Origin of the sequence: Mesobacillus jeotgali, from assembly GCF_031759225.1 — a bacterium.
GTDB classification, from domain to species: domain Bacteria; phylum Bacillota; class Bacilli; order Bacillales; family Cytobacillaceae; genus Mesobacillus; species Mesobacillus jeotgali_B.
The window spans coordinates 3,066,960-3,090,986 of the sequence record NZ_CP134494.1 but is presented as its reverse complement, the minus strand read 5'-3'; the positions used below and the strand labels follow the sequence as shown (position 1 = coordinate 3,090,986).

Below are 24,027 nucleotides of genomic sequence, written 5' to 3'. Positions count from 1 at the left end.
TAAATTTTTAGTTTTTTCTGATAACAAAAAGTGAATATAATGACATTTGTCTCCTTTAAAGGTAAACTTATCTTTATATTGGAAAAATGCCAGGTCCATTAAAGTTTAATGATTATCACGACAATCACTGTGTTTACCTTATAGAAAAATAATGTTTTGGGGTGTATGGATAATATGGCTGAATGGAAAAATGGAATTGCCAAACTGACTTTGCCGACGCCTTTCCCGGTCGGTGATGTGAACGCATATTTAATAAAAGGGGACAGGTTGACCCTTGTTGACGCGGGAACGAAGACGGAGCAGTCCTGGGAGTCATTCAAATCACAGCTTGCCGATTTGAAACTGAAGCCGGAGGATATCGAGCAGGTCATCCTGACTCACGATCATCCTGATCATGTTGGAATGCTGGATTATTTTTCGCCAGACCTCAGCGTATTTGGCCATCAGCTGAATGAAAGGTGGATCAACAGGACTTTGGCATTCGAGAAGGAACATCAGGAATTCTATGAGCAGTTCTTCCTGCAATCGGCAATACCTGAACAATATTTTGTGCCATCGATGAAAATCATGAAAAAGACATTGGTATTTTCATGCAATCGCTCGTTGACTGGGACTATTTCGGAAAACGATGTTCCGCCGGCGCTGCCAGGGTGGAGGGTGATCGAGACGCCGGGACATGCCCAGAGCCATATCGTGCTGCTGCGTGAAAAAGACGGCACAATGATTGCCGGGGATACAATCCTTGCAGGAATCTCACCCAACCCATTGCTTGAGCCGCCGCTGCCAGGTGAAACGGACAGACCGAAGCCGCTGGTACAATATAATGCATCACTGAAAAAACTGCAGCAGTATCCGATTGGGCTAGTATACACCGGACATGGGACGGAAATAACAGAATTACATAGCCTGATTGAAAAAAGGATCGCCCGCCAGCATGATAGGGCCTTACAGGTAAGGGGAATGCTCGAAGGCAGGGAGCTCACTGTTTTTGAAATCTGTAAATTTCTATTCCCGACAGTTTATGAGCGGGAACTGAATCTGACCATTTCGGAAACAGTCGGCCAGCTTGATTATTTACAATCCCTGGACGCAATTTCAGTCAGGGAAGAAGGTACCTCCTTCGTTTATACAGCAAAATGAGGTGAAAGACGATGCCATCCTTAAAAGGAAAAAATATTATCATTACCGGAGCTTCCGGGGGAATAGGGGCAGAGATTGCCAAGCTTTGTGCAGCGCGCGGTGCGAACCTCGTCCTTTTGGCCCGGAGTATCGATAAACTGGAGACTTTAAAAAAGGAATTGCAATCGAAGTATGCGATCAATGTCCATGCCCAGCAGCTGGATGTTGCAGATCCAGAAGCGGTCAAGCGGGTTTTTGCAGAAGTTCTTTCGGACATCCGCTATGTGGATATACTGGTCAACAATGCAGGCTTTGGTATATTTGATTATGCACATGAAGCGAAAATCGATGAGATCAAAACGATGTTCGATGTCAATGTCGTCGGCTTGATGGCATGTACGTCGATGGTACTGCCTGCAATGAAGCAGAGAAGAAGCGGCCATATCATCAATATTGCTTCCCAGGCTGGCAAAATTGCCACACCTAAATCAAGTGTCTATTCGGCAACAAAGCATGCGGTGCTTGGCTACACGAACAGCCTGCGGATGGAGGTTGCTGATGACAACATCTATGTCACTGCAGTCAATCCAGGCCCAATCGCTACGAACTTCTTTGAGGTCGCAGATAAACAGGGAACATACGTCAAAAACGTAAAACGTTTTATGCTGCAGCCTGAATACGTCGCGAAACAAGTGGTCAATCGCATGATGACGAGAACACGTGAAATCAACCTGCCGCGATGGATGAGTCCAGGAAGCATCTTTTATTCGCTGTTTCCACGGACATTCGAGCTCTTTGGAAAAAGAGTTTTCAACCAGAAATAGTATGTCAATCAAAAGGCTGTCCTGTTTTCCAGGGCAGCCTTTAACTTTCAGTTTTTTTTTACGTTGCTAAAAATTCATATACCGCATCATTGATGATGTCATGCAAATCCGCCTCAGGGTCCTCATTTTTCTGTTCCAAAATCTTTAGGTATATTTCTTCGAACTCCGCCTCGCTGAACGGCAGTGAATCATCATGCCGGTACTGCACGAAGCATTTCTGGACCATTTTGCGAATGAGTTTTTTATCCATAAAAAAGCACCTCTCCACTCTTGATTATACTTGGAATTCTCCTTGAAAACACTCATCCATAAAAATCTCCAGTCCTGGCATGACTCACCATTTACACCTTAATTAAGTCAGTCAACCGGAAAATTACCATTGAAACCGAACGCATATTCGCTTAATATAATGGGTATAATGAAACGGAACAGATGTTCTTATTATTGGTGGATTACCCTTGCGGAAAGGAGAGAAGAAAAATGGTCGATTACAGCGAAATGCCGCAAAATAAAATTTTATGCGTGGACATGAAGAGCTTCTATGCGAGCTGTGCTGCCGTGATGCTCGGCCTCGACCCTCTTGAATGCTACCTGGCTGTCGTAGGGAATCTTGATCGCCCGGGAAGCGTCGTCCTCGCAGCCTCACCACGTTTGAAAAAGGAGTTTGGCATCAAGACGGGGTCACGGAAATTTGAAATTCCCGATGATCCGCGAATTATTGTCGTTGATCCGCAGATGTCCACATACCTGCGCATTTCCACAGAAATCTCCCGCGTATTCAATCGCTATGTACCAAAGGAAGCCATCCATACCTACAGTGTTGATGAAAGCTTCATAAAGGTGGACGGAGCTTCGAAGCTTTGGGGAGACGCTGCTTCGATCGCCAAAAAAATCAAAGATGATATTGAGCGCGAGTTCCAGCTTCCCTGTGCAATTGGAATCGGGCCGAACATGCTTATGTCAAAACTCTGCCTTGACCTTGATGCTAAAAAGAAGGGCATTGCTGAATGGACGTATGACGATGTCCAGACGAAGCTGTGGAACGTCTCACCTCTCAGGGAGATGTGGGGAATTGGCCGCCGCGTCGAAAAAACACTGAACAGCATGGGGATTTTTACAGTAGGCCAGCTGGCCCGCTATGATCTCGAGAAATTGGAGAAGAAGTTCGGCATCATGGGCAACCAGCTGTACTGGCATGCATGGGGGATCGATTTTTCGGATATCGGCGCGCCGATCATGGAAGGGCAGGTCAGCTTTGGGAAAAGCCAGATTCTGCTTCGCGACTATAAGGAAGAAGAGGAAATCAAGCATGTCATCCTTGAAATGTGCGAGGAGGTCGCTCGCCGGGCAAGGAGCCATGGGAAGGCAGGCCGGACCATCAGCTTCGGGGTTGGCTACAGCCAGGATGAATTCGGCGGTGGCTTCCATCGCTCAAGGACAATTGAAGAACCGACAAATATCACAATGGATTTATATCGTGTCTGCCTTGAGCTTTTTGCCGAGAACTATGCAGGAAAAACGGTACGGAGCATTTCCATTGCACTTGGGAATCTCGTCACCGATAGCGAATTCCAATTGAATCTTTTTGAAAAAAACGGCTGGAAAAAGAAAGAGCTTGGCTACGCAATGGACCGGATCCGCAGCCGTTACGGATCGACAGCGCTCCTAAGGGCAGTATCATATACGGCAGCCGGGACAGCAAGGCATCGCGCCGCACTCGTTGGCGGGCATAAGGGTTGATAAAAAGAGGAGGAGAGCAAGATGATTCGCGACCGCGGAAGAATTAAATGGACATCAATGATGCTTCCTGAACATGTAAAGATGCTGCGTGACTGGTCACAGGAGGACGAACATGAAAAGGAAAAGCAGCTGGATGAACAGCAGCTGGAACAATTGAATGATACGATCCTCGAAGCAATGGAGTATAACCGTCCGCTCAGCATCACCTATTACAGGCAAAGAAAATATGAATTGGTGATTGGAAAAATCCATTATTGGAATGAACTTGGGCAGAAGCTCCATATAGTTGACCGATTCGAAGAAATCCATCGGATCGGGATTTCCAGCATTGCCGATGTCAGGCTTGCGGAAGAATGGTAGCTGAACATTGATCAGCCCAAAGGGACCACCTTTTAAGGTGTTCAATAGAAAGACTCCCCGTAAAAAAGAGCAATGGATGAACCATTGCCCTCACATGAATTATTCCGTTTCATCAGCTTGCGGAGCACGGACAACCGATTCGAATTTCCCTTTATGGGAAGCATCGCAGAACGGCATGTTCTTGCTCATGCCACAGCGGCAAAGCGAGAATACAGGCTTTGTCTCATACTTGTTGCCGGCACCATCCAGCAACTCAACATCACCAGTAATCCTTAATGAACCATTATCATTTACTTTAATTGTTACTTTAGACAAAAAAAGCACCCCTTTCCAAAATTGTCAGAATTATATTTGATAGTAAGAGTTAAACTGAAAAAAAGCAAGACATTTCGGCAAAGGGTTCTGAAACGAAAAAATTTCCCCACTATGATAAAATGAAGCATCGAAAGGGGATGGCGAGCATGAAATTAAAAATCACCGAAGCAGCATCGAATAAATTGAGCGAAAAAATATCAGATAAACAAGGGTATGTAAAGTTGAAATACGATATAGATGGATGCGGCTGTGCAGTAAATGGGGTAGCTGCCCTCTGGTTTGAAAGTGAAAAAAATGAGGAAGAACAACAAATAGAAACGGGTGGAATTCCAATTTACATTGAAAAAGCAAAAGAGGTCTTTTTTGATGAGGAAATGACGCTGGATTTTAAAGCTAGCAATGGATGTTTCCAGTTAAAGAGCCCGAATGAATATCTGAATCCAAGAATGAGCTTTTATGATAAAAGAAGGTAATAAGTTTACAAAAAATTGAAAAAAAGGTTAAATAAGAGAGAGGAATGCAGAAATACATAGAAGTTTGACGCAAAGGCAGGGGGAGAAAGATGGGGAAATTGTGGAGGTCAGCGATCACCATTTTATGCGTGCTGGTGCTATCGGCGTGTGCCTATAAAACTGCGGGGGAAGCAATCCAAAACGACATTCCGTTCAACATCAAACAAATCGTCCACAAGGAAAAGGTGGAGGATGGATATCTCATCTTTTACACAACAGAGCAAAAAGACGGCTCAAACACATTCGACGCGCTGGCAGTCGCCTATATCAAAGGCAGCGAAAAAGAAGGCTGGGAAAATGCTGGGCATAACCACTGGACTTATTATAAAAGTGATTTCATGATCCTGTATGCCGACACTTTCACAACCTTTGATGAAGACGGAACATTGGACACAAAGATTCCCGTGATTTTCGGGAAAGTCGTGAATCCGGACATCAAAACAGTTGAAGCTGCAGGACCAGATGGCAAGTTTACCAAAATAGAAATCTTAGAAAAAGAAAACGAACGCTTTTATTACGCAATTGGCGATTATAAGGAAGTCAGGGCATTGGACGGCGCCGGCAAAGAAATGGATCGCCAGGGAGAAAAACAATAAAAGATTGGCTCAGGAGATGAGCCAATCTTTTTTTGCGCTCAATAAACTAGTGACAGGGTGCCTAAAAGCCAGGGTGAAACCGCGCCCCGGAAAAATGTCAATAGGAAAGGTCTATCGGACAAACAGGAGCTGGAACGGAAGAAAAGTGTCCGATAGAAAGGCTCTATCGGACAACCGGAAGCTGGAATAAGAGAAATATGACTCATAGGAGGGCTCTATCGGACAAACAGGAGCTGGAACAAGAGAAAAGTGTCCGAAAGAAGGGGTCTATCGGACAAACAGAAGCTGGAACAAGAGAAAAATGTCCGATAGATAGGCACAATTGGCTACACGAGCCTGATAACAGACTAGATCGTAGGATACGGCCTCGCTCAATCAGCATCTGAGGTTTCATGATCGGCAAAGACATATTCCTCCAGGAATTCATCGAGCACCTTTTCATACTGCTCCCGGTTCTCGCTATAGGATTGGGCATGGAGTCCGTTTTCAGCCATGAATAGCTTCTTCGGTCCTTGTTTCTGTTCGAACAAAGCTTCAGTCATCGAGGGGAGGATGAAATCGTCTTTGCGGCTGTGGACGAAAAGGATTGGATTCTTGATATTTTCGATAACCGCAATCGGTGATACCTGACTCAAAGAATATTTATCACGGATGCGGACGAACATGCTGGCGACTGGCAGCAATAGTTTTGGCGGCAAAAACTTGACCTCTTCCTTGATGCGGTAAGCAAGCTGTTCGCTGAAGTCAGAGAATGGACAATCAGCAACATAGAAGTCAGCACCATCCTCAAGCATGCCAGCATAAAGGAGGAGGGTTGCCGCTCCCATTGACTCCCCGTGGATGCCTAGAAGCAGATCAGGACCTTTCTCTTCCCTGAGCCAGTCAACTACCGACTTCAGATCGAACTTCTCATAATATCCATAGCTGGTGGTCTTCCCCCCTGATTCACCGTGACGCCGATGGTCGTAGATGACAGCATTAAAGCCTCGATTCAAAAAAAGGTTCATATATTTTACCGAATTCGTCTTGCTCTGGGTCACTCCATGGGCAATGATGATGTAACGGTTTGTGTCATGTGGTTCAACGAGGACGGCCTTCAATGAGTAGCCAAAGGACGAAGGGATGGTGACTTCCGTTTTTGGCAGCAAATCATATTCATCAGGCACCAGATGCCCAGCTTTCGTTTCTCGGTTGAAGATTTCTTCGTCATCTTTCCTTTTTAGGAACATGACTTTATTGGATATAAAAACCCCGAGAGAGGTCAGGACAAACAAAAAAGAAAATAGCACGCGGAACGCTCTTCTCAAGCTCAACCCTCCGATAACCTGTTTTCTTTATTTTACCATTAGTCTGGGCAGTACAAACATGAAAAAGACCGCCGAATCAGGCGGTCCACCGTAAATTTAGTGAATGAATTATATCACTTCGAGAAATGTCCAGCTCCAGCGCCTAGCCAGTTTTCATCACTGAGAAGGCTTCATGGAGTATCTTGCGAGAAGCGTTAGCTTCAAGCAGCTCGAGTCGCTTGTCTAGCTGCGGCTCCTAACTCCTCGAGACGCTTCGGTCCTGCCCATGAAGTCAAAGAACGACTTCACGGTCAGGCCCTCCAGCGCTTTTCGGAGTTGAGCAGTCGCCTCCGCTTTTCGATTTCGATCCGCCCAATGAAGTCAAAGAACGACTTCACCGGTCGGCTCTCCAGCGCTTGTCGGGGCTGACCAAGGCGCTTACGCTTTTCTTTATTGCTGTGAATTTTGGCGCTTTGTCGGATGAAGCGCTTTTTCAAGATCCTCTGCGGCAATCTGCTGTTTTACATTATCTGCGTTTGGCTTGCCTTGCTGGCTGTAGCCTTTGTCCCGTTTTTGGCTCATGCAACATGCTCCCTTCATCAAAATTACCTCATCTAATAAGATGGATTTTAAATCAGGAGCTTATGCAAAAAGTTAAACAGTCACAGAATTCAGCTTGAAATAGGTGCTTTCGATCGGCCTTGAGAGATGAGGCTTGACCACCTCGATGGCTTTGAGCATCCTGTCAAGGTCGACACCGGTTTCGATTCCCATCCTGTGCAGCATATAGACGACATCCTCAGTAGCGGCATTGCCTGCAGCACCAGGGGCGAAAGGGCATCCGCCCAGGCCGCCCGCAGAAGTGTCAAATCGGGTGACTCCTGCCTGGAGAGCGGCGAATATATTCGAAAGGGCCAGTTTCCTTGTATCATGAAAATGCGCAGTCAACAGAACATCTGGATAGGCATCCTTCAATTTTGTGAATAAAGAATAGGACTCATGGGGTGCAGCCATGCCTATTGTGTCGGCAACACTTAGTTCATCGACTCCGGCACGAACGAACTCCCCACATAGTGCAAGGACTTCATCTTCGTCAATCTTGCCTTCATATGGGCAATAAAAAGCAGTTGAGATGCACGCACGCACAAAATAGTCTTTCTCCTTAAGCTCAGCGATCAGCGGCAGAACCTCCGCAAGGCTTTCGGAAGTCGTTTTGTTAATATTTTTCTGGTTGAAGGTATTGCTGACACCAACGAAGACAGCGACCGCTTTGCAATCTGTCATATAAACTCGTTCAATTCCTTTTTTATTAGGAGCAAGGACGATATTCCTTGTATTGCAGTCAAGACAGTCAGCAACAATTTCGGCGGCATCCCCCATTTGCGGAACCCATTTAGGGGAGACGAAGGAAGTAAGCTCCATCTCTTTAACTCCCGCATCCTTCAATGAATTGATAAATTCTTTTTTCACTTCCGTGGGAACAAAACTTTTTTCATTTTGAAGCCCATCTCTCGGGCCAACTTCTATTATTTCAACCTTCTCGGGAAGCTTTAGCATTTGAAATACCCCTCCTCTTAAGATATCTTAATTGTAAATAGAATATTTTTAAAAATGCAAGAATAAATAAAATTTTGATAAAATAAAAGGGATTTTATCAAAAGCAATAGAAGTTATTAAAATGTGAGAATCAGAGAAAGGGTGAGCAGTTTGAGTAAGACAGAAGCAGTAATCGTAGCTGCTGTAAGAACGGCTATTGGCAGTTTTAATGGGAGTTTAAAGAATATATCCGCACCAGATCTCGGGGCTGCGGTAATTAAAGATGCATTGAAGCAGGCAGGTGTACAGCCTGATCAGGTGGATGAAATCATTATGGGGAATGTTCTTCAGGCAGGTCTTGGGCAGAACCCTGCTAGACAGGCAGCTATTAAGGCGGGAATCCCTGAAAGCGCTTCCTCTATGACCATCAATAAAGTATGTGGTTCAGGATTGAAAGCCGTCCATCTGGCAGCACAGGCGATTATCGCAGGAGATGCTGAGGTTGTCGTTGCCGGCGGAATGGAAAACATGAGCCAGGCACCTTATTTATTGAAAAATGCCCGTGATGGCTTCAAAATGGGTGACCAGAAGCTCGTCGACAGCATGACTTCCGACGGACTCACGTGTGCTTTCAATGACTATCATATGGGTGTAACCGCAGAAAATTTATGCTCTCGATACGATATAAGCCGCGGAGAACAGGACGAGTTCGCAGCATCCAGCCAGGAAAAGGCTGCAAAAGCAATTGAAGAAGGAAAGTTCAAAGATGAAATTGTACCGATTGAAATTCCTCAGCGAAAAGGAGATCCGGTTGTTTTCGATACAGATGAGTATCCGAAAAAAGGAACTACTGCTGAAAAGCTTGGCGGACTGCGTCCTGCATTCAAAAAAGATGGCAGCGTAACAGCGGGGAACGCATCTGGAATCAATGACGGAGCTGCAGCTCTCGTTGTCATGAGCAGGGCAAAAGCGGAAGAGCTTGGCCTGAAACCGCTTGTCGTGATCAGGGCTAACGCAAGTGCTGGTGTTGATCCGAGTGTCATGGGCATCGGACCGGTTGACGCAGTTAAGAAAGCTTTGAAAAAAGCAGGCATGACAATGGAAGACATGGAGCTGATCGAGGCGAATGAAGCGTTTGCTGCACAGTCACTCGCTGTCGACCGTGAGCTGAAATTCAACAAGGAAATCCTGAATGTCAATGGCGGAGCAATTGCTCTAGGCCATCCGATTGGAGCCAGCGGTGCAAGGATCCTTGTTACGCTGATCCATGAAATGCAACGGAGACAAGCGAAAAAAGGCCTTGCCACGCTTTGCATCGGAGGCGGACAGGGTGTCGCCACTGTTGTGGAACTTGCATAAAGCTATTAATCTTTCATACTAACAAGCAACTCTGGCAGCCTGTCATTTAGACGGAGGACCAGGGCTATCCATTGTAAAAGGGGGAAAAACGATGAAAAGAATTTGCACATCCTTTCAAGATGCCGTAGCGGATATCCATGATGGCGCAACCCTGATGGTGGGAGGATTCGGTCTCTGCGGAATTCCTGAAAACGCCATTCTCGCACTTGTTGAAAAAGGAGTAAAAGACCTGACAGTCATTTCAAATAACTGCGGTGTCGACGATTGGGGCCTTGGCCTTTTGCTTAAAAACAAGCAGATCAAGAAAATGGTCGGTTCCTATGTAGGGGAGAACAAAGAGTTCGAAAGGCAGGTACTGTCTGGTGAAATCGAAGTCGAATTGATTCCTCAAGGAACACTGGCTGAAAAAATCAGGGCTGGCGGTGCTGGAATCCCAGCATTCTATACCCCGGCAGGAGTGGGCACTCCAATTGCAGATGGCAAAGAGACCCGCATGTTCAATGGCAAGGAATACCTCCTGGAAGAGTCGCTGACAGCGGATTTCAGTATTGTCAGGGCATGGAAGGGCGATAAGATGGGCAACCTTGTCTACCATAAAACGGCAAGGAACTTCAATCCTATGATAGCAGCAGCCGGCAGAATCACGATTGCCGAAGTCGAAAATCTATATGAAGTTGGGGAATTGGAGCCGAACAGTATTCATACTCCAAGCATCTATGTCCAAACGCTGATTGAAGGAAACCAGGAGAAGCGGATTGAAAGGCTGACGGTGAGAGGTTAACTCTGGCTGAACATGAAAGGAGAAGGCTTATGATTAAAAACAAAGGGAATGTCCGGGAGAAAATCGCGCGCCGGGCTGAAAAAGAAATTCAAAATGGTTTTTACGTAAACCTTGGAATCGGAATGCCGACGCTCGTGGCAAACTTCATCTCTGATGACAAGCAGGTTGTCCTTCAATCAGAAAACGGCCTCCTCGGTATCGGACCGTACCCAACGGAAGAAAGCGTCGATCCTGATCTGATCAATGCAGGAAAGGAAACGGTCACTGCCATTCCAGGTGCTGCGTATTTCGATTCTGCTGAGTCCTTTGCCATGATTCGCGGCGGACACATCAATATAGCGATTCTCGGCGGGATGGAGGTTGCTGAATCAGGTGACCTGGCAAACTGGATGATTCCAGGCAAGATGATCAAAGGAATGGGCGGAGCGATGGACCTTGTTCACGGTGCCCAAAAGATCATTGTCATTATGGAACACGTAAATAAAAACGGCGAGCCGAAAATCCTGAAGGAATGCAGTCTGCCACTCACCGGAAAAGGTGTGGTCAATCGGATCATAACCGACATGGCAGTCCTAGACGTGACACCTTTCGGGCTAAAGCTGGTTGAAGTAGCTGCCGGCTACTCTGTCGATGATGTCATCAAATCAACAGAACCAGAATTGCAGGTAGACGACTCAGTCATCTTAGACGCATATTGATAAAACGGGAACGCCTGATAAAGGGCGTTCCTTCTTCATGAAATCTCTGCTTATTTAACCTGAGAGATTTCATGATATAATCTTAAAAAATAGGCTAAGCAGCTATGCTTCTGCTGAGTAAAAAAGAGGGATCAACGATGAAAAAGAAACAAAAACGCCAGCAACAAGTGAAAAAAGAGGATAAGCCAGCAACACTAGGCGATCTCCTGAATCAAGATATCATGCAAAAGCTAAAAGACCAGCAGCAACAATTAAAGGACGAAGAAGAAAAGAAAAAGCAGGCTGAATTGGAGCGCAAGAAGGAAGAAAAGCGTCTAAGGGAGAAGAATAAATCGTTTGAAGAATTGCTTTCGGAAAGCGACATGGATTGGAAGAAGTTCAAATGACCCGGAGAAGAGTGGAGGTAGTTCCATATAATCCCGAGTGGGAAACTCTTTTTGAAAAAGAGAAGCAGCTTCTTGAATCCATCTTTGAAGCAGCAGACGTTGAAATCCATCATATCGGCAGTACATCTGTCCCGGGCCTCAGCGCCAAGCCAATCATAGACATCATGTTAGCAGCGGAAGCCCTTGATCAAGTTGAAAGGGCGACACCCGCGATTGAGGCAGCCGGTTACGATGCGAAAGGGGAAAACGGCATCCCCGGGCGGCGTTATTTTCAAAAACATGACGAAAACGGGATTCGAAAAGTTCATTTGCACTCTTTTGAAAAAGGCAGCCCCCAATTATACAGGCACCTTGTTTTTCGTGATTACTTAAGGGCTCACCCATCGGAAGCCAGCAAGTATGCTGAGGTAAAAGAGATAGCTGCCCAAAAATATGAATATGACATTGATTCCTACATTGCTGAAAAGTCACCAATCGTGAAGGAGCTTGAGCAAAAAGCAATGTTATGGAGACCGGCAAGATAAAGGGTGGAAAAGAGGTTGGATAAAATGTTTTGCTTCCTGTGCGAAAGGGCAATTAGGTAACAAAAAGCAAAGGAGCAGAGCATTTGTTACTAATTACTTTCATGCTGGCCGCTGGATTTGTCTGCATCCATTTATTTTCAAGATATTTACCTTTCCTCGACGATTTTCCTCGCAGCAGATTGCTTTCTGCTGCAGGAGGCATTTCTGTTGCCTATGTGTTCATCCACCTGCTTCCTGAGTTGAATAAACATAACGAGGTCCTAGACAAGAATATCCAAACAGATGCCTTGAAGTTCTTCGAAAACCATACATATATTGTTGCCATGATTGGTTTGGGCATTTTTTATGGACTGGAACGGTTGGTTAAAACCTCGAAAAAAAGACAGCAAGAGAAACACAATTTGGACCGTGCTTCGAAAGGAGTGTTTTGGGTCCATATCGTTTCGTTTTTTCTTTATAACAGTTTGATAGGATATTTGCTGCTTCATGGTGAACAGGAAACAAAAACGGGACTCATCTTTTACTTTATAGCACTGGCGGTGCATTTTATCACCAGTGACCATGCACTTAGGGAAGCTCATCAGGAAATATATGATCGTATAGGGAGATGGCTTCTCGCTGCCGCCATATTGGTTGGGTGGGCAATCGGGATCACCTGGAGAGTGAATGAAAACGTCATTGCCGTGCTTTTTGCTCTTCTAGCAGGCGGAGTCATCTTAAATGTAATGAAAGAAGAGCTCCCGGAGGAAAGGGAGAGTAACTTTTGGGCCTTTGCCGCTGGAATGGCAGGCTATACATTTCTGCTGATGCTCGCTTAGAAGTTGGATTAGATCAAAAAAAAGGACACCTTCGCATTGCACGCGAAGGTGTTCCTTTTTCTTATCTATGTTGTTCATATTTATTTGCCTTCGTAATGGACTTGATTAACTTGATTTCTTCAACAGACAGTGAAGCGGAACTCGCAGCCCTTGCATTTTCCTTGATTTGTTCAGGCGTGCTTGCTCCTGCAACAACGGAAGCGACTGCAGGGTGTGCTAAATTATATTGAATGGCGACTTCGGCAAGGGATCTGGATGAAGCGACCTTCTCTTTCAATAGAGGAAGGACCTCTGCCAATTCGTCATAGCTATAATCAAGATACCCTTTGGAAGCTGCTTTCTCGAGCATTTTGTCACTAAGCATGCCTTTCGCGACCGTGCCTCTTGTTACCACACTGATGTTTTTATCATGAAGGAGCGGGAGAGCTTCTTCTTCCGGGCGGCGATCCAGAATACTGAGCTGCATCATGACGGAGACGAGGTTTGATTTTTGAGCATATTCTCGAATGACATTCGGTCTTATGGACGATATGCCATAAAATTTAATATAGCCTTCATCTTTCAATTCTTCAAAAGCCTCAATTGTTTCGTCCATATTGTCATCGATTGTCCCGCCATGCAGCTGGTAGAGATCAATATAATCGGTATCCAGTCTTTTCAAGCTTTGCTTGACGGCTTCTTTGATGTAAGCCTTTGAAGGATCCCAAGTCCAGCTGTCTTTCGAGTCGGTCCAGCGATTGCCGGCCTTCGTTGCGATGACGACTTGCTCCCTGACATTTTTCAATGCTTGTCCGACGATTTTTTCATTCTCCCCGAAGTCATACAAATCAGCGGTATCAAAATAGTTGATTCCCTCTTCCAGGGCAGCTTCAACCACTGCCTGTGCCTTTGGGTAATCTGTTCCAAGCGACATACAGCCAAGTCCGATTTCACTGACAAACAAATCAGATGTACCTAGTTTCCGTCTTTTCATAAAATCACTCCGTTCCGATGTTGCTTCCATCTTAACGGATAAAAAGAAGTGTATTCAACTATTCTGGTCGGCGTGCAGGCTGATTGACTGCGTCTACCCAATCTTTTACAAGTTCATGCTTTTTGCCATACTCTTTCAGGATGGTTTTGATTTCCCATGCCTTGCCCGCAAGTGTGATCCCCTTGCCATGGACGTATATTTTCATCAGCATACTCCTCTCGGATAAGTATGATAAAATGTATGAGCAATCGATATCGGATTAGAACAGGAGTGGACATGAATGAAATCTCTTGAAGAAAAAACATTGAAGACAGAGCAGATTTTTACAGGAAAGGTCATTAGCTTGCAAGTGGACGATGTAGAGCTGCCAAATGGAAAAACATCAAAAAGGGAAATCGTCAAGCATCCTGGCGCGGTCGCGGTCATCCCAGTCACTGCTGACAATAAAATTATCATGGTGGAGCAATATAGGAAGGCACTTGAAAGGACAATCATTGAGATTCCCGCCGGCAAGCTGGAGGCAGGCGAGAAGCCTGAAATTTGTGCTGCCCGTGAGCTTGAGGAAGAGACTGGATATGAATGTGCCAATATGGAATGGCTGATCTCCTTCTACACTTCTCCTGGGTTCGCAGATGAGATTATCCATGTCTATAAAGCAACCGGGCTTGCAAAAAAAACCAATCCAGCGGCAGCGGACGAGGATGAGTTTGTCAACTTGCTGGAAATCACCCTTGAAGAGGCAATCCAGTTTGTGAAAGAACAGAAAATTTACGATGCGAAAACGGCTTACGCGGTACAGCATCTGCAATTACAGGAGGCATTGGATAAGTAAATGAAGAATTACTTCGTTGATCTCCACATCCATATTGGCAGGACAAGATCAGGCCGTGCTGTTAAAATCACCGGAGCAAAATCACTGACGTTCAGCAATATCATCCGCCATGCAAGAGATTATAAAGGTTTGAATATGATAGGGGTCATTGACAGCCATTCACCGGAAGTGCTTGATGAGATGGAAGACCTGCTTAAGGCAGGTGAACTGCAGGAACATCCTGAAGGTGGATTGAATTATGGCGGGATGAGTGTGATCCTTGGTTCTGAGCTTGAGATTAATGATGAGAGCACCCAGGGGCCAATTCATGTATTATGCTATTTGCCAACTCTCCAGAAGATGAGAGATTTTTCAAAATGGCTAAAGAATTACATGAAAAACATTCATTTGAGCTCTCAAAGAATCTATATATCTGGCCGTGTTTTGCAGAAGAAGGTTAAAGAGCTTGAAGGTATCTTCATTCCTGCTCATGTATTTACGCCCTTTAAAAGCTTATATGGAAAAGGTGTCAGGAATTCTCTTGCCGAGGTGTTCGATGCAGACCTCATCGATGGAATAGAATTAGGCTTAAGCTCAGATACGAGCATGGCAGACCAGCTTGCCGAGCTGCACCGTTATACGTTTGTAACGAATTCCGACGCCCATTCGCTTGCCAAAATCGCGAGAGAATACCAGAAGATTGAAATGGCTGAGCCATCTTTCCGGGAACTGGGACTTGCGCTAAGCAAAGCGGAAGGCAGGGGCATCAAAGCAAATTACGGTCTGGATCCTCAGCTTGGAAAGTATCACCGTACGGTCTGTGCTGAATGCCTGGCATACAATCCATCATTTGATGAGGCGTGCTCTGTTTGCGGATCTGTTAAAAAGGTAAAAGGTGTCGCCGATAGGATACAGGAACTAAGGACTTCTAAGGGTAATCAATATGAAAGGCCGCCATATATCCACCAGGTGCCGCTCGAATTCATACCGGGCCTGGGACCGAAAATGCTAGAAAAGCTTATGGACCATTTTGGTACAGAAATGGCCGTCCTCCATTCAGTGCCTCTTGATTCCTTGAAACAGGTAATCCCTGAAAAGACTGCTATAACTATTGATAAGGCAAGGAAAGGCCAGCTCGCCTTTCACGCAGGCGGTGGGGGAAAATACGGAAAGATAACTGATTAATTAAATCCGGTCTTGAGGCCGGATTTTTTGTTAATCCAGCTCCAGCGCCTAGCCCCTCGAGTCGCTTCGGTCCGCCCAATGAAGTCAAAGAACGACTTCACCGGTCGGCCCTCCAGCGCTTGTAGGGGCTGACCAAGGCGCTTATGCTTTTTGTTCTCTATTAATTGAAATTGAAAGCTTTGCAGTCATAGACTCTCTGTCCATGCATATGATGGTAGTAACCAATATGCAGGAGGAAAAGAGATGAAGAAACGAAGGTACCAGGACGTCGCAGTAACCCATTTAAGAGAATATTCCTCAATCTATCTTTTTGTCATTGTCCTGTTTTTGATGGGAGTCATATTTGGGGCCATAATCGTGAATAGCCTCAGCTTCACTCAAAAAGAGGATTTATTCTATTATTTATCGCAGTTTTTTGGCCAGGCTGCATCTGGAAAAGTAGCGGACGGAAAAGATTTGTTTTTGCAAAGCTTTTTACACAATGGGAAATTCATTGGACTCATCTGGATTCTTGGAGTGTCAATCATAGGGCTTCCTGTCATTCTGATCCTGCTTTTCATGAAAGGGATGGTTGTTGGCTTCACTGTCGGTTTTCTTGTTAACCAAATGCAATGGGACGGATTCCTCTTATCTTTTGTTTCCATCCTTCCGCAAAATTTCATTATTATCCCGGTATTCATCATCACAGCAGCAATGGCGGTGACTTTTTCATTGAAAATGATCCGGAACCAATTCATGAAAAAAATCAACCAGCCAATCATGCCGCAGTTTTTCAGGTATATTTTTGCGTTTGTCGCAGCGCTTGTTTTCCTGGCTCTGGCGGCAGGAGTGGAGGCTTATTTATCCCCGGCATTGTTGAAGGCTGTAATCAACTCAATAAATTAAAATAAATATTAAATAAAAATAACTATTGTTTCTTATTTGTAATAATTTTATTTTGAATCTCATTCCCCTTCTGATATAATATAAGAATAGTGGCGGGGGAGTGAGAGTTATCGAAATGGAAAACAGAATTGAGAGAATCAAGAAACAGCTGCATTCGTCCAGCTATAAATTAACGCCGCAGCGTGAAGCTACTGTTCGCGTGTTGCTTGAACATGAAGAAGACCACTTGAGTGCGGAAGATGTCTATTTGCTTGTCAAAGAGAAATCTCCTGAGATCGGTTTGGCAACAGTATACCGGACACTTGAATTGCTGACTGAACTGAAAATTGTCGATAAAATCAACTTCGGCGACGGTGTATCCCGTTACGATCTCCGCCAGGAAGGCGCAGCCCATTTCCACCATCATCTCGTCTGTATCGAATGCGGTGCAGTGGATGAAATCCAGGACGACCTTCTTGAAGATGTGGAAGAGATCGTTGAAAGAGACTGGAAATTTAAAATCAAAGATCATCGCCTGACTTTCCATGGCATTTGCCATAGGTGTCAGGAAAAAGAAACAACTGAGACTGATGAATGATTCCAAAACCCTTTTTCCATTGAAGAAGGGTTTTTTATTTTCTATTGAAATTGCTTCAGCATTAGGTATAATTCTTGTCCAAATTGGCATACAGATTAGTAAATAAGTATAGTCGATAGAACATGTTGCGACTTTAAACAGCAGCAACAATTGTTCTATGTGTCGGTTTGGAGGCAAGAAAATGAAATCTTGGTTTGGATTGGTCCTGCATACATTAAAGGTGTTTATATTATTCACTGGATGCACAATCTTATTTTATTATGGTATCATGTGGATTAACGAAGAGTATGAAAGCTATCATCGATATGACGCACCAGAGGGAGCAGCAATAAAGGTGTCAGGAACTTTTGGTGAAGAAAAGGGTAGTATGCTTGAAAGGCTGATACTGTTTTATCTGAATGGAGAGTAATAAGAATGGAAGACAGGCTCGACGACTTTATCCACTTTTTAGTTGTTGAAAAGGGACTTTCGAAAAATACGATCGTTTCCTATAAACGTGACTTGAACAGTTATATCACATATCTTAAAAATGTTGAACAGCTAGGGGATTTAAACGGTGTACAGCGTCCCCAGATTGTGCATTTCCTTGGTCATTTGAAAGACACAGGGAAATCATCGAAAACACTGGCAAGGCATATTGCCTCAATCAGGGCTTTCCATCATTTCCTGCTGAGGGAAAAGGCGGTCGACCATGATCCGACGGTTCATATCGAGAGCCCTCAGCATGAGAGGTCCTTGCCGAAGGTATTGAGTATGGAAGAGGTTGAAACATTGCTCGAGAGCCCGAAACTGACAGACCATTTTGGCTATCGGGACAAGGCAATGCTTGAAATGATGTATGCGACCGGAATCCGTGTGAGCGAGCTGATAGGATTGAAACTATCAGATGTCCACCTGACGATGGGATTTGTCCGCTGCATGGGGAAAGGCAGCAAGGAAAGAATCATCCCTATTGGCAAAACCGCTTCAGATGCAATTGAGCAATATCTTGAAAATGGCCGCCCGAAGCTTATCTCCAAAAAACATAAGGATGACTCTTTATTTTTGAATCACCATGGGAAGGGCCTTTCACGTCAAGGGTTCTGGAAAATCCTCAAACGGCTTGCAACAGAAGCCGGAATTGAGAAAGAGCTGACACCGCATACGATGAGACATTCATTTGCCACCCACCTGCTTGAAAATGGCGCCGATCTTCGCGCTGTACAAGAAATGCTGGGCCATGCAGACATCTCGACAACCCAGATTTATACTCATGTCACGAAGACAAGATTGAAGGACGTCTATACAAAATTTCACCCCCGTGCCTAACACCTTGATGCATTCCGTGTTTACGACAATGGCCAAAAAGTTCAGCAATCCAAACAGTAGTATAATAGTTTCATAGAATTGTCATAAAAGGCCGGCTAAAAGTCGGCTTTTTTTCTTGTATTTTTCATTTTATTTAGTACAATGAGGATGTCAGACTTCTGACAAATGAAAACGCAAGCATTCGATTATCTGAAATAAAAAAGGGTATCATAAAATTGTAAAAAAGGTTAGTAACGCATTCACTATTTTAAGGAGGAGAAAGAATGTCGACTACATATAAAAGAGTGTTCCTGATCGTCATGGATTCAGTCGGGATTGGTGAAGCCCCAGACGCTGAAAAATTTGGAGATAAAGGTTCACATACACTGGGCCATATCGGAGAAAGAATGAATGGCCTGAATATGCCGAACATGGGAAAACTCGGACTCAGCAACATCGAGGAAATCAAAGGCATCGCTCCGGCCGACAAGCCACTGGCTTACTACACAAAGATGGAAGAAGCTTCTAACGGAAAAGATACAATGACTGGACACTGGGAGATCATGGGCCTGAACATCCAGACGCCATTCCAGGTATTCCCTGATGGCTTCCCGGATGAATTGATAAATGAGCTCGAATCCCGTACCGGCAGGAAAGTCATCGGGAACAAGCCGGCAAGCGGAACGGAAATCCTTGTTGAACTTGGCGAAGAGCATATGAAGACAGGCGCATTGATCGTTTATACATCTGCTGATTCAGTACTCCAGATTGCTGCTCACGAAGAAATCATCCCAATTGAAGAGCTATATGATATTTGTAAGATTGCCAGGGAATTGACACTTGATGAAAAATACATGGTAGGAAGGGTCATCGCAAGACCATTTATCGGTGAACCAGGGGACTTCAAACGTACATCCAACCGCCATGATTATGCCCTGAAGCCGTTTGGAAGAACAGTCATGAATGAACTTAAGGACTCAGGCCTCGACGTGTTGGCCATCGGTAAAATCTCAGATATTTATGATGGAGAAGGCGTAACTGAATCTCTTCGTACAATTTCCAATATGGACGGAATGGATAAATTGCTGCAGACACTGGATCAGGATTTTACAGGCTTGAGCTTCCTGAATCTTGTGGATTTTGATGCTTTGTTCGGACATCGCCGTGATCCTGAAGGGTATGGAAAGGCGTTGGAAGAATACGATGCACGCCTTCCAGAGGTATTCGAGAAATTAAATGAAGATGACCTGCTAATCATCACTGCTGACCATGGAAATGATCCGGTTCATCACGGAACAGACCATACGCGTGAATATGTGCCGCTTCTCGTCTATTCAAAAGGAATGAATGAAGGGAAAAAACTGCCTGTCCGTAAAACATTTGCAGATATCGGTGCAACTGTTGCGGAAAACTTCAATGTGAAAATGCCAGACCACGGAACAAGCTTCCTAAATGAATTGAAATAAGGAGTGGATTTTATGGATTACAATCATATTCAAAATGCAGCATCTTTTATTAATGACAAGCTAAAGCAACAGCCGAAAATTGGTTTGATTCTCGGTTCCGGGCTTGGCGTACTTGCGGAGGATATCGAAAACCCGGTTAAGATCCCTTACAACGAAATCCCTGGCTTTCCGGTTTCGACAGTAGAAGGACACGCAGGCCAACTGGTCTGCGGACAGCTCAGTGGTGTCGAAGTGATCGCGATGCAAGGACGTTTCCATTATTATGAAGGCTATAGCATGGATAAAGTTACTTTTCCAGTGCGCGTAATGAAGGAACTGGGAATTGATAAGCTGATTGTTACGAATGCAGCGGGCGGTGTGAATGAAAGCTTCGAGCCTGGCGATTTGATGATCATTACTGACCATATCAACAATATGGGAACCAATCCGCTAATCGGCCCAAATGAATCACGTTTCGGCGTACGCTTCCCAGATATGAGCGAAGCTTATTCCAAGAACTTAAGAGGAATCGCGAAAGAAGTTGCTGACAAGAACAACCTCACAATCAAAGAGGGAGTATATGTCGGTAATCCTGGACCAGTATACGAAACCCCTGCCGAAGTACGGATGATCCGCACAATGGGCGGTGATGCAGTCGGAATGTCCACAGTACCGGAAGTGATCGTTGCGAAGCATTCAGGCCTTGAAGTGCTCGGCATTTCGTGTATCTCTAATATGGCAGCAGGAATCCTCGATCAACCATTAAGCCATGATGAGGTAATTGAAACGACTGAAAAGGTGAAATCGAGCTTCCTTTTACTCGTAAATGAAATTGTAAAAACGTTAGGTTAAGAAATCAATAGCTTCCCGGCTAAATAATGATAAGTGGTGATAAGGATGAGAATGGTTGACGTTATCGAGAAAAAGCGTGACGGACATGAATTATCAACTGAAGAAATCCAATTTTTTGTTGATGGCTATACAGATGGATCGATTCCAGACTATCAGGTAAGTGCTTTGACAATGGCGATTTTCTTCCAGGGTATGACAGAAAAAGAACGCGCCGACCTAACTATGGCCATGGTGAAATCTGGAGACCAGATCGATCTATCAGCCATTGAAGGTGTGAAAGTCGACAAGCACTCTACAGGCGGTGTTGGTGATACAACGACTCTTGTTCTGGGACCTTTAGTAGCAGCTTTAGGTGTACCGGTCGCAAAAATGTCCGGACGCGGACTTGGCCACACAGGAGGGACCATAGACAAGCTTGAGGCTGTTGAAGGCTTCCATGTTGAAATCGATAATGAGGAATTCATCAATCTTGTAAACAAAAATAAAATTGCCGTCATCGGCCAAAGCGGAAACCTGACTCCGGCTGATAAAAAGCTGTATTCATTGCGTGATGTAACCGCTACTGTTGACAGCATCCCATTGATTGCGAGCTCCATCATGAGCAAGAAGATCGCTGCAGGAGCTGACGCTATCGTCCTTGATGTTAAAACGGGTGCAGGCGCATTCATGAAGACTCTTGATGATTCTCGTGAACTGGCAAAGGCAATGGTCCGAATCGGTAATAATGTTGGCCGCAGAACGATGGCTGTCATTTCGGATATGAGCCAGCCACTTGGCTATGCAATCGGCAACGCCCTAGAAGTTAAGGAAGCAATTGACACATTGAAGGGTGAAGGCCCTGAAGACCTGACTGAACTTTGCCTGACTCTTGGCAGCCACATGGTTTTCCTTGCTGGAAAAGGTGAGTCACTTGGAGAAGCACGCAGCAAGCTGGAAGAAGTGATCAAGAACGGATCTGCACTTGAAACATTCAAAGTATTCCTGGCATCCCAGGGCGGTGATGCTTCGGTTGTGGATGATCCAAGCAAGCTTCCTCAGGCAAAATACACATTTGAACTTGAGGCGAAAGAGGCAGGATATGTTTCTGAAATCATTGCTGACGAAGTAGGGACAGCTGCCATGCTTCTTGGAGCAGGAAGAGCTACGAAAGAATCTGTAATCGACCTGGCAGTAGGCCTGGTATTGCGCAAGAAAATCGGCGATAAAGTCGAAAAAGGTGAATCACTTCTAACGATTTACAGCAACTTTGAGGATGTAAACGAAGTGAAGGAAATGCTGTATGAAAATATTAAGGTAACAAGTGAACATGTTGATGCACCGATTTTGGTTCATGAAGAAATCACTGAATAAATAAAAGCGGAATGAAGCGAAGAGGCGACTCTTCGCTTTTTTGTGTGCAGAAAATTAAGGTTTTATATGCCCTGATTGTATAAAAATGGATTCATTGGAAAAAATAGACCTTATAAAGATAGGAGGGTTATGGCCATGAATCTGAAAAAGTTGACGAGTATACTGCTTGTTTTTATGATGGGCGCTGCAATTACATCCCCAATTGGGTACGCCAATGAAGGAGACCCGGGACTGGCTGATGATGCCAGTTCAGCTATTTTGATTGAACGTGATACTGGTCAGGTTTTATTCGATAAAAACAGTCATGAAAAACTCCCGCCTGCCAGCATGACAAAAATCATGACTATGCTCTTGATCATGGAAGCATTGGATGAAGGCAGGCTGAAGATGGACGAAAAAGTCCGAGCCAGTGAATATGCTGCTTCAATGGGAGGTTCTCAAATCTTCCTTGAGCCAGGAGAAGAAATGACAGTTGAGCAATTGCTGAAAGGAATCGCAATTGGCTCAGGTAATGATGCATCAGTAGCGATGGCTGAGCGAATTGGAGGCTCTGAAGAAGCATTTGTCAAAATGATGAATGCGAAAGTAAAGGAGCTTGGCCTGAAGAATACAGTATTCAAAAACACTACCGGATTGCCTGTCGATGGACATTACAGTTCAGCGTATGACATGGCCATGATGGCAAAAGAGTTGCTGAAATACGAAAAAATCACAAAATTCACTGGAACGTATGAAGATTATCTCCGGGAGGATTCTGAAAAGAAATTCTGGCTTGTCAATACGAATAAGCTCGTTCGTTTTTATCCTGGAGTGGATGGACTGAAAACAGGTTTCACAAATGAAGCGAAATATTGCCTGACGGCTACAGCACAAAAGGATGGTATGCGTGCGATTGCTGTTGTTTTTGGGGCCCCAACCTCAAAGGCAAGGAACGCACAGGTAACGAAAATGCTGGATTATGCCTTCAGCCAATACCAGACCCATCCTATGTTCAAAAAAGGGCATGCACTTGGCAAAGCAGCCATCAGCAAAGGTGACCAGAAGACAATAAACGCTGTCACATCTGAAAGCGTCTCCCTATTGACTAAAAAAGGTGCCGACGTCAAGGATGTGAAGCAGAAAATCACTCTCAATAAGAGCATTAAAGCACCAGTCCAAAAAGGGGACAAGGTGGGTACTTTGAAGCTGGTTAAAGACGGCAAAACACTTGCTGAGACAGCTCTTGTTGCTGATGCGACGGTAGAGAAAGCCAGCTGGTGGGCCTTGTATAAACGCTCATTTGGAATGTTTACGAGAGCGGGAAATCAGTAAAAATGCTGATTTTTGAAAGGGAATGTCGAAAACTCCATCATTCCATCTAGTTTTAGCGAATGGGCACTAGTTTTGTTCTTAAGAAGGATTTGACTGAATCAATGGAGAATTTGACTCACTATACCAGATAAGGAGGCTTTGGATAGTGAGTCTTAACATTGATATCGAAGTGAAGCATGACGTCTTATTGATTCGAGTAAGTGGTGAATTGGACCACCATACTGCAGACCAGCTTCGCGAGCAGGCAACAAAAGCCCTTGAAAACGAAGAAGTCCGCCACATTGTCTTGAACCTCGAACATCTTACATTTATGGATAGTTCAGGTCTTGGGGTAGTTTTAGGAAGGTATAAACAAATCAAGCAGCTTCATGGAGAAATGGTTGTATGCGCGATTTCTCCGCCAATCAAGAGATTATTTGATATGTCGGGACTTTTCAAAATTATCCGTCTTGAACCGACAGAAGAATATGCATTAGAGAGATTGGGGGTTGCTTGAT

30 protein-coding genes are annotated in these 24,027 nt (G+C 44.7%); 23 read left to right on the top strand and 7 right to left on the bottom strand.

The window, feature by feature from the left end:
* Positions 1-174 precede the first annotated feature (174 nt).
* Both RH061_RS15605 and RH061_RS15600 read left to right on the top strand, forming a co-directional pair.
* A complete protein-coding gene (locus tag RH061_RS15605; RefSeq protein ID WP_311071499.1) occupies positions 175-1,140 on the top strand; it encodes an MBL fold metallo-hydrolase in 966 nt (321 codons plus the stop codon).
* Between the two features lie 11 nt (positions 1,141-1,151).
* Positions 1,152-1,943, top strand: coding sequence for an SDR family NAD(P)-dependent oxidoreductase (locus RH061_RS15600; RefSeq protein WP_311071498.1), 792 nt, complete (start codon positions 1,152-1,154; stop codon positions 1,941-1,943).
* 58 nt (positions 1,944-2,001) lie between these two features.
* Here the strand turns inward: RH061_RS15600 and RH061_RS15595 are convergent, their stop codons facing one another.
* A complete protein-coding gene (locus tag RH061_RS15595; RefSeq protein ID WP_311071497.1) occupies positions 2,002-2,193 on the bottom strand; it encodes a YqzH family protein in 192 nt (63 codons plus the stop codon).
* A 230-nt stretch (positions 2,194-2,423) separates the two neighbouring features.
* On the opposite strand from RH061_RS15595, the gene RH061_RS15590 reads away from it, so the two are divergent.
* Both RH061_RS15590 and RH061_RS15585 read left to right on the top strand, forming a co-directional pair.
* Positions 2,424-3,683, top strand: a complete 1,260-nt coding sequence (locus tag RH061_RS15590) for a Y-family DNA polymerase (RefSeq protein ID WP_311071495.1) — start codon at positions 2,424-2,426, stop codon at positions 3,681-3,683.
* A 21-nt stretch (positions 3,684-3,704) separates the two neighbouring features.
* Positions 3,705-4,043 carry a YolD-like family protein gene (locus RH061_RS15585; RefSeq protein WP_311071494.1) on the top strand — a complete coding sequence of 113 codons (339 nt, stop codon included), beginning with the start codon at positions 3,705-3,707 and terminating at the stop codon, positions 4,041-4,043.
* A gap of 99 nt (positions 4,044-4,142) precedes the next feature.
* On the opposite strand, the gene RH061_RS15580 is transcribed toward RH061_RS15585, so the two are convergent.
* Positions 4,143-4,367, bottom strand: coding sequence for a CDGSH iron-sulfur domain-containing protein (locus RH061_RS15580; protein ID WP_311071492.1), 225 nt, complete (start codon positions 4,365-4,367; stop codon positions 4,143-4,145).
* 137 nt (positions 4,368-4,504) lie between these two features.
* Here RH061_RS15580 and RH061_RS15575 point away from each other — a divergent pair, with 137 nt between their 5' ends.
* Positions 4,505-4,831: an iron-sulfur cluster biosynthesis family protein gene (locus RH061_RS15575; RefSeq protein ID WP_311071490.1), complete on the top strand. Its 327-nt coding sequence runs from the start codon at positions 4,505-4,507 to the stop codon at positions 4,829-4,831.
* 89 nt (positions 4,832-4,920) lie between these two features.
* Entirely contained in the window at positions 4,921-5,466 is a 546-nt protein-coding gene (locus RH061_RS15570; RefSeq protein WP_311071488.1) for a hypothetical protein, read from the top strand.
* A 371-nt stretch (positions 5,467-5,837) separates the two neighbouring features.
* On the opposite strand, the gene RH061_RS15565 is transcribed toward RH061_RS15570, so the two are convergent.
* From RH061_RS15565 to RH061_RS15555, 3 genes are all read right to left on the bottom strand, one after another.
* Entirely contained in the window at positions 5,838-6,773 is a 936-nt protein-coding gene (locus RH061_RS15565) for an alpha/beta hydrolase (protein WP_311071485.1), read from the bottom strand.
* Between the two features lie 429 nt (positions 6,774-7,202).
* The gene (locus RH061_RS15560; protein ID WP_311071483.1) at positions 7,203-7,334 is read right to left on the bottom strand and encodes a hypothetical protein; all 132 of its coding nucleotides are present in this window, start codon (positions 7,332-7,334) and stop codon (positions 7,203-7,205) included.
* Positions 7,335-7,406: 72 nt separating this feature from the next.
* Positions 7,407-8,309 carry a hydroxymethylglutaryl-CoA lyase gene (locus RH061_RS15555; protein WP_311071481.1) on the bottom strand — a complete coding sequence of 301 codons (903 nt, stop codon included), beginning with the start codon at positions 8,307-8,309 and terminating at the stop codon, positions 7,407-7,409.
* A 150-nt stretch (positions 8,310-8,459) separates the two neighbouring features.
* Between RH061_RS15555 and RH061_RS15550 the strand changes: the two genes are divergently transcribed.
* The 6 genes from RH061_RS15550 (at position 8,460) to RH061_RS15525 (ending at position 12,854) form a co-directional block, all read left to right on the top strand.
* Positions 8,460-9,647 (top strand): acetyl-CoA C-acetyltransferase, encoded by a 1,188-nt coding sequence (locus tag RH061_RS15550; protein WP_311071480.1) that lies wholly within the window; start codon positions 8,460-8,462, stop codon positions 9,645-9,647.
* A gap of 91 nt (positions 9,648-9,738) precedes the next feature.
* Complete coding sequence (locus tag RH061_RS15545; RefSeq protein WP_311071479.1) at positions 9,739-10,428, top strand: CoA transferase subunit A; 690 nt, start codon at positions 9,739-9,741, stop codon at positions 10,426-10,428.
* 29 nt (positions 10,429-10,457) lie between these two features.
* On the top strand, positions 10,458-11,126 hold the full coding sequence (locus RH061_RS15540; RefSeq protein WP_311071478.1) for a CoA transferase subunit B: 669 nt from the start codon (positions 10,458-10,460) through the stop codon (positions 11,124-11,126).
* 137 nt (positions 11,127-11,263) lie between these two features.
* The gene (locus tag RH061_RS15535) at positions 11,264-11,512 is read left to right on the top strand and encodes a YqkE family protein (protein WP_311071477.1); all 249 of its coding nucleotides are present in this window, start codon (positions 11,264-11,266) and stop codon (positions 11,510-11,512) included.
* Entirely contained in the window at positions 11,509-12,036 is a 528-nt protein-coding gene (locus tag RH061_RS15530) for a GrpB family protein (protein WP_311071475.1), read from the top strand. Before RH061_RS15535 ends, RH061_RS15530 begins: the two co-directional genes overlap by 4 nt.
* Positions 12,037-12,119: 83 nt before the next feature.
* On the top strand, positions 12,120-12,854 hold the full coding sequence (locus RH061_RS15525) for a hypothetical protein (RefSeq protein WP_311071473.1): 735 nt from the start codon (positions 12,120-12,122) through the stop codon (positions 12,852-12,854).
* Between the two features lie 61 nt (positions 12,855-12,915).
* Here RH061_RS15525 and RH061_RS15520 read toward each other — a convergent pair whose 3' ends face one another.
* Together RH061_RS15520 and mciZ are read right to left on the bottom strand one after the other, a co-directional pair.
* The gene (locus RH061_RS15520; protein WP_311071472.1) at positions 12,916-13,827 is read right to left on the bottom strand and encodes an aldo/keto reductase; all 912 of its coding nucleotides are present in this window, start codon (positions 13,825-13,827) and stop codon (positions 12,916-12,918) included.
* 58 nt (positions 13,828-13,885) lie between these two features.
* Positions 13,886-14,032, bottom strand: a complete 147-nt coding sequence (gene mciZ, locus RH061_RS15515) for a Z-ring formation inhibitor MciZ (RefSeq protein ID WP_311071471.1) — start codon at positions 14,030-14,032, stop codon at positions 13,886-13,888.
* 75 nt (positions 14,033-14,107) lie between these two features.
* Here mciZ and RH061_RS15510 point away from each other — a divergent pair, with 75 nt between their 5' ends.
* From RH061_RS15510 to spoIIAA, 11 genes are all read left to right on the top strand, one after another.
* Positions 14,108-14,659, top strand: coding sequence for an NUDIX hydrolase (locus RH061_RS15510; RefSeq protein WP_311071469.1), 552 nt, complete (start codon positions 14,108-14,110; stop codon positions 14,657-14,659).
* Positions 14,660-15,823, top strand: a complete 1,164-nt coding sequence (locus RH061_RS15505) for an endonuclease Q family protein (protein WP_311071467.1) — start codon at positions 14,660-14,662, stop codon at positions 15,821-15,823.
* 243 nt (positions 15,824-16,066) lie between these two features.
* Positions 16,067-16,708 carry a stage II sporulation protein M gene (gene spoIIM, locus RH061_RS15500; protein ID WP_311071466.1) on the top strand — a complete coding sequence of 214 codons (642 nt, stop codon included), beginning with the start codon at positions 16,067-16,069 and terminating at the stop codon, positions 16,706-16,708.
* Positions 16,709-16,823: 115 nt separating this feature from the next.
* Positions 16,824-17,285 carry a ferric iron uptake transcriptional regulator gene (gene fur / locus RH061_RS15495; protein WP_311071464.1) on the top strand — a complete coding sequence of 154 codons (462 nt, stop codon included), beginning with the start codon at positions 16,824-16,826 and terminating at the stop codon, positions 17,283-17,285.
* A gap of 181 nt (positions 17,286-17,466) precedes the next feature.
* Positions 17,467-17,694 carry a YqzK family protein gene (locus RH061_RS15490; RefSeq protein WP_311071462.1) on the top strand — a complete coding sequence of 76 codons (228 nt, stop codon included), beginning with the start codon at positions 17,467-17,469 and terminating at the stop codon, positions 17,692-17,694.
* Positions 17,695-17,699: 5 nt separating this feature from the next.
* Entirely contained in the window at positions 17,700-18,593 is an 894-nt protein-coding gene (gene xerD, locus RH061_RS15485; RefSeq protein WP_311071461.1) for a site-specific tyrosine recombinase XerD, read from the top strand.
* Between the two features lie 263 nt (positions 18,594-18,856).
* Positions 18,857-20,038 (top strand): phosphopentomutase, encoded by a 1,182-nt coding sequence (gene deoB / locus RH061_RS15480; RefSeq protein WP_311071460.1) that lies wholly within the window; start codon positions 18,857-18,859, stop codon positions 20,036-20,038.
* A 12-nt stretch (positions 20,039-20,050) separates the two neighbouring features.
* Positions 20,051-20,869, top strand: a complete 819-nt coding sequence (locus RH061_RS15475; protein ID WP_311071458.1) for a purine-nucleoside phosphorylase — start codon at positions 20,051-20,053, stop codon at positions 20,867-20,869.
* Positions 20,870-20,914: 45 nt separating this feature from the next.
* On the top strand, positions 20,915-22,219 hold the full coding sequence (locus tag RH061_RS15470) for a pyrimidine-nucleoside phosphorylase (protein ID WP_311071456.1): 1,305 nt from the start codon (positions 20,915-20,917) through the stop codon (positions 22,217-22,219).
* 141 nt (positions 22,220-22,360) lie between these two features.
* Entirely contained in the window at positions 22,361-23,530 is a 1,170-nt protein-coding gene (locus RH061_RS15465; RefSeq protein ID WP_311076423.1) for a D-alanyl-D-alanine carboxypeptidase family protein, read from the top strand.
* A gap of 145 nt (positions 23,531-23,675) precedes the next feature.
* The gene (gene spoIIAA, locus RH061_RS15460; protein WP_167831432.1) at positions 23,676-24,026 is read left to right on the top strand and encodes an anti-sigma F factor antagonist; all 351 of its coding nucleotides are present in this window, start codon (positions 23,676-23,678) and stop codon (positions 24,024-24,026) included.
* Position 24,027: the final 1 nt, after the last annotated feature.

What these genes read in the sequence shown, in the direction of transcription:
- RH061_RS15535 (WP_311071477.1), top strand. Translation starts at nt 11,264, where the DNA reads ATGAAAAAGAAACAAAAACGCCAGCAACAAGTGAAAAAAGAGGATAAG.
- RH061_RS15475 (WP_311071458.1), top strand. Translation starts at nt 20,051, where the DNA reads ATGGATTACAATCATATTCAAAATGCAGCATCTTTTATTAATGACAAG.
- deoB (WP_311071460.1), top strand. Translation starts at nt 18,857, where the DNA reads ATGTCGACTACATATAAAAGAGTGTTCCTGATCGTCATGGATTCAGTC.
- RH061_RS15560 (WP_311071483.1), bottom strand. Translation starts at nt 7,334, where the DNA reads ATGAGCCAAAAACGGGACAAAGGCTACAGCCAGCAAGGCAAGCCAAAC.
- spoIIM (WP_311071466.1), top strand. Translation starts at nt 16,067, where the DNA reads ATGAAGAAACGAAGGTACCAGGACGTCGCAGTAACCCATTTAAGAGAA.
- RH061_RS15510 (WP_311071469.1), top strand. Translation starts at nt 14,108, where the DNA reads ATGAAATCTCTTGAAGAAAAAACATTGAAGACAGAGCAGATTTTTACA.
- RH061_RS15590 (WP_311071495.1), top strand. Translation starts at nt 2,424, where the DNA reads ATGGTCGATTACAGCGAAATGCCGCAAAATAAAATTTTATGCGTGGAC.
- RH061_RS15505 (WP_311071467.1), top strand. Translation starts at nt 14,660, where the DNA reads ATGAAGAATTACTTCGTTGATCTCCACATCCATATTGGCAGGACAAGA.
- RH061_RS15520 (WP_311071472.1), bottom strand. Translation starts at nt 13,827, where the DNA reads ATGAAAAGACGGAAACTAGGTACATCTGATTTGTTTGTCAGTGAAATC.
- RH061_RS15540 (WP_311071478.1), top strand. Translation starts at nt 10,458, where the DNA reads ATGATTAAAAACAAAGGGAATGTCCGGGAGAAAATCGCGCGCCGGGCT.
- RH061_RS15490 (WP_311071462.1), top strand. Translation starts at nt 17,467, where the DNA reads ATGAAATCTTGGTTTGGATTGGTCCTGCATACATTAAAGGTGTTTATA.
- RH061_RS15585 (WP_311071494.1), top strand. Translation starts at nt 3,705, where the DNA reads ATGATTCGCGACCGCGGAAGAATTAAATGGACATCAATGATGCTTCCT.
- xerD (WP_311071461.1), top strand. Translation starts at nt 17,700, where the DNA reads ATGGAAGACAGGCTCGACGACTTTATCCACTTTTTAGTTGTTGAAAAG.
- mciZ (WP_311071471.1), bottom strand. Translation starts at nt 14,032, where the DNA reads ATGAAAATATACGTCCATGGCAAGGGGATCACACTTGCGGGCAAGGCA.
- RH061_RS15530 (WP_311071475.1), top strand. Translation starts at nt 11,509, where the DNA reads ATGACCCGGAGAAGAGTGGAGGTAGTTCCATATAATCCCGAGTGGGAA.
- RH061_RS15600 (WP_311071498.1), top strand. Translation starts at nt 1,152, where the DNA reads ATGCCATCCTTAAAAGGAAAAAATATTATCATTACCGGAGCTTCCGGG.
- RH061_RS15545 (WP_311071479.1), top strand. Translation starts at nt 9,739, where the DNA reads ATGAAAAGAATTTGCACATCCTTTCAAGATGCCGTAGCGGATATCCAT.
- RH061_RS15605 (WP_311071499.1), top strand. Translation starts at nt 175, where the DNA reads ATGGCTGAATGGAAAAATGGAATTGCCAAACTGACTTTGCCGACGCCT.
- RH061_RS15595 (WP_311071497.1), bottom strand. Translation starts at nt 2,193, where the DNA reads ATGGATAAAAAACTCATTCGCAAAATGGTCCAGAAATGCTTCGTGCAG.
- fur (WP_311071464.1), top strand. Translation starts at nt 16,824, where the DNA reads ATGGAAAACAGAATTGAGAGAATCAAGAAACAGCTGCATTCGTCCAGC.
- RH061_RS15575 (WP_311071490.1), top strand. Translation starts at nt 4,505, where the DNA reads ATGAAATTAAAAATCACCGAAGCAGCATCGAATAAATTGAGCGAAAAA.
- RH061_RS15470 (WP_311071456.1), top strand. Translation starts at nt 20,915, where the DNA reads ATGAGAATGGTTGACGTTATCGAGAAAAAGCGTGACGGACATGAATTA.
- RH061_RS15555 (WP_311071481.1), bottom strand. Translation starts at nt 8,309, where the DNA reads ATGCTAAAGCTTCCCGAGAAGGTTGAAATAATAGAAGTTGGCCCGAGA.
- RH061_RS15570 (WP_311071488.1), top strand. Translation starts at nt 4,921, where the DNA reads ATGGGGAAATTGTGGAGGTCAGCGATCACCATTTTATGCGTGCTGGTG.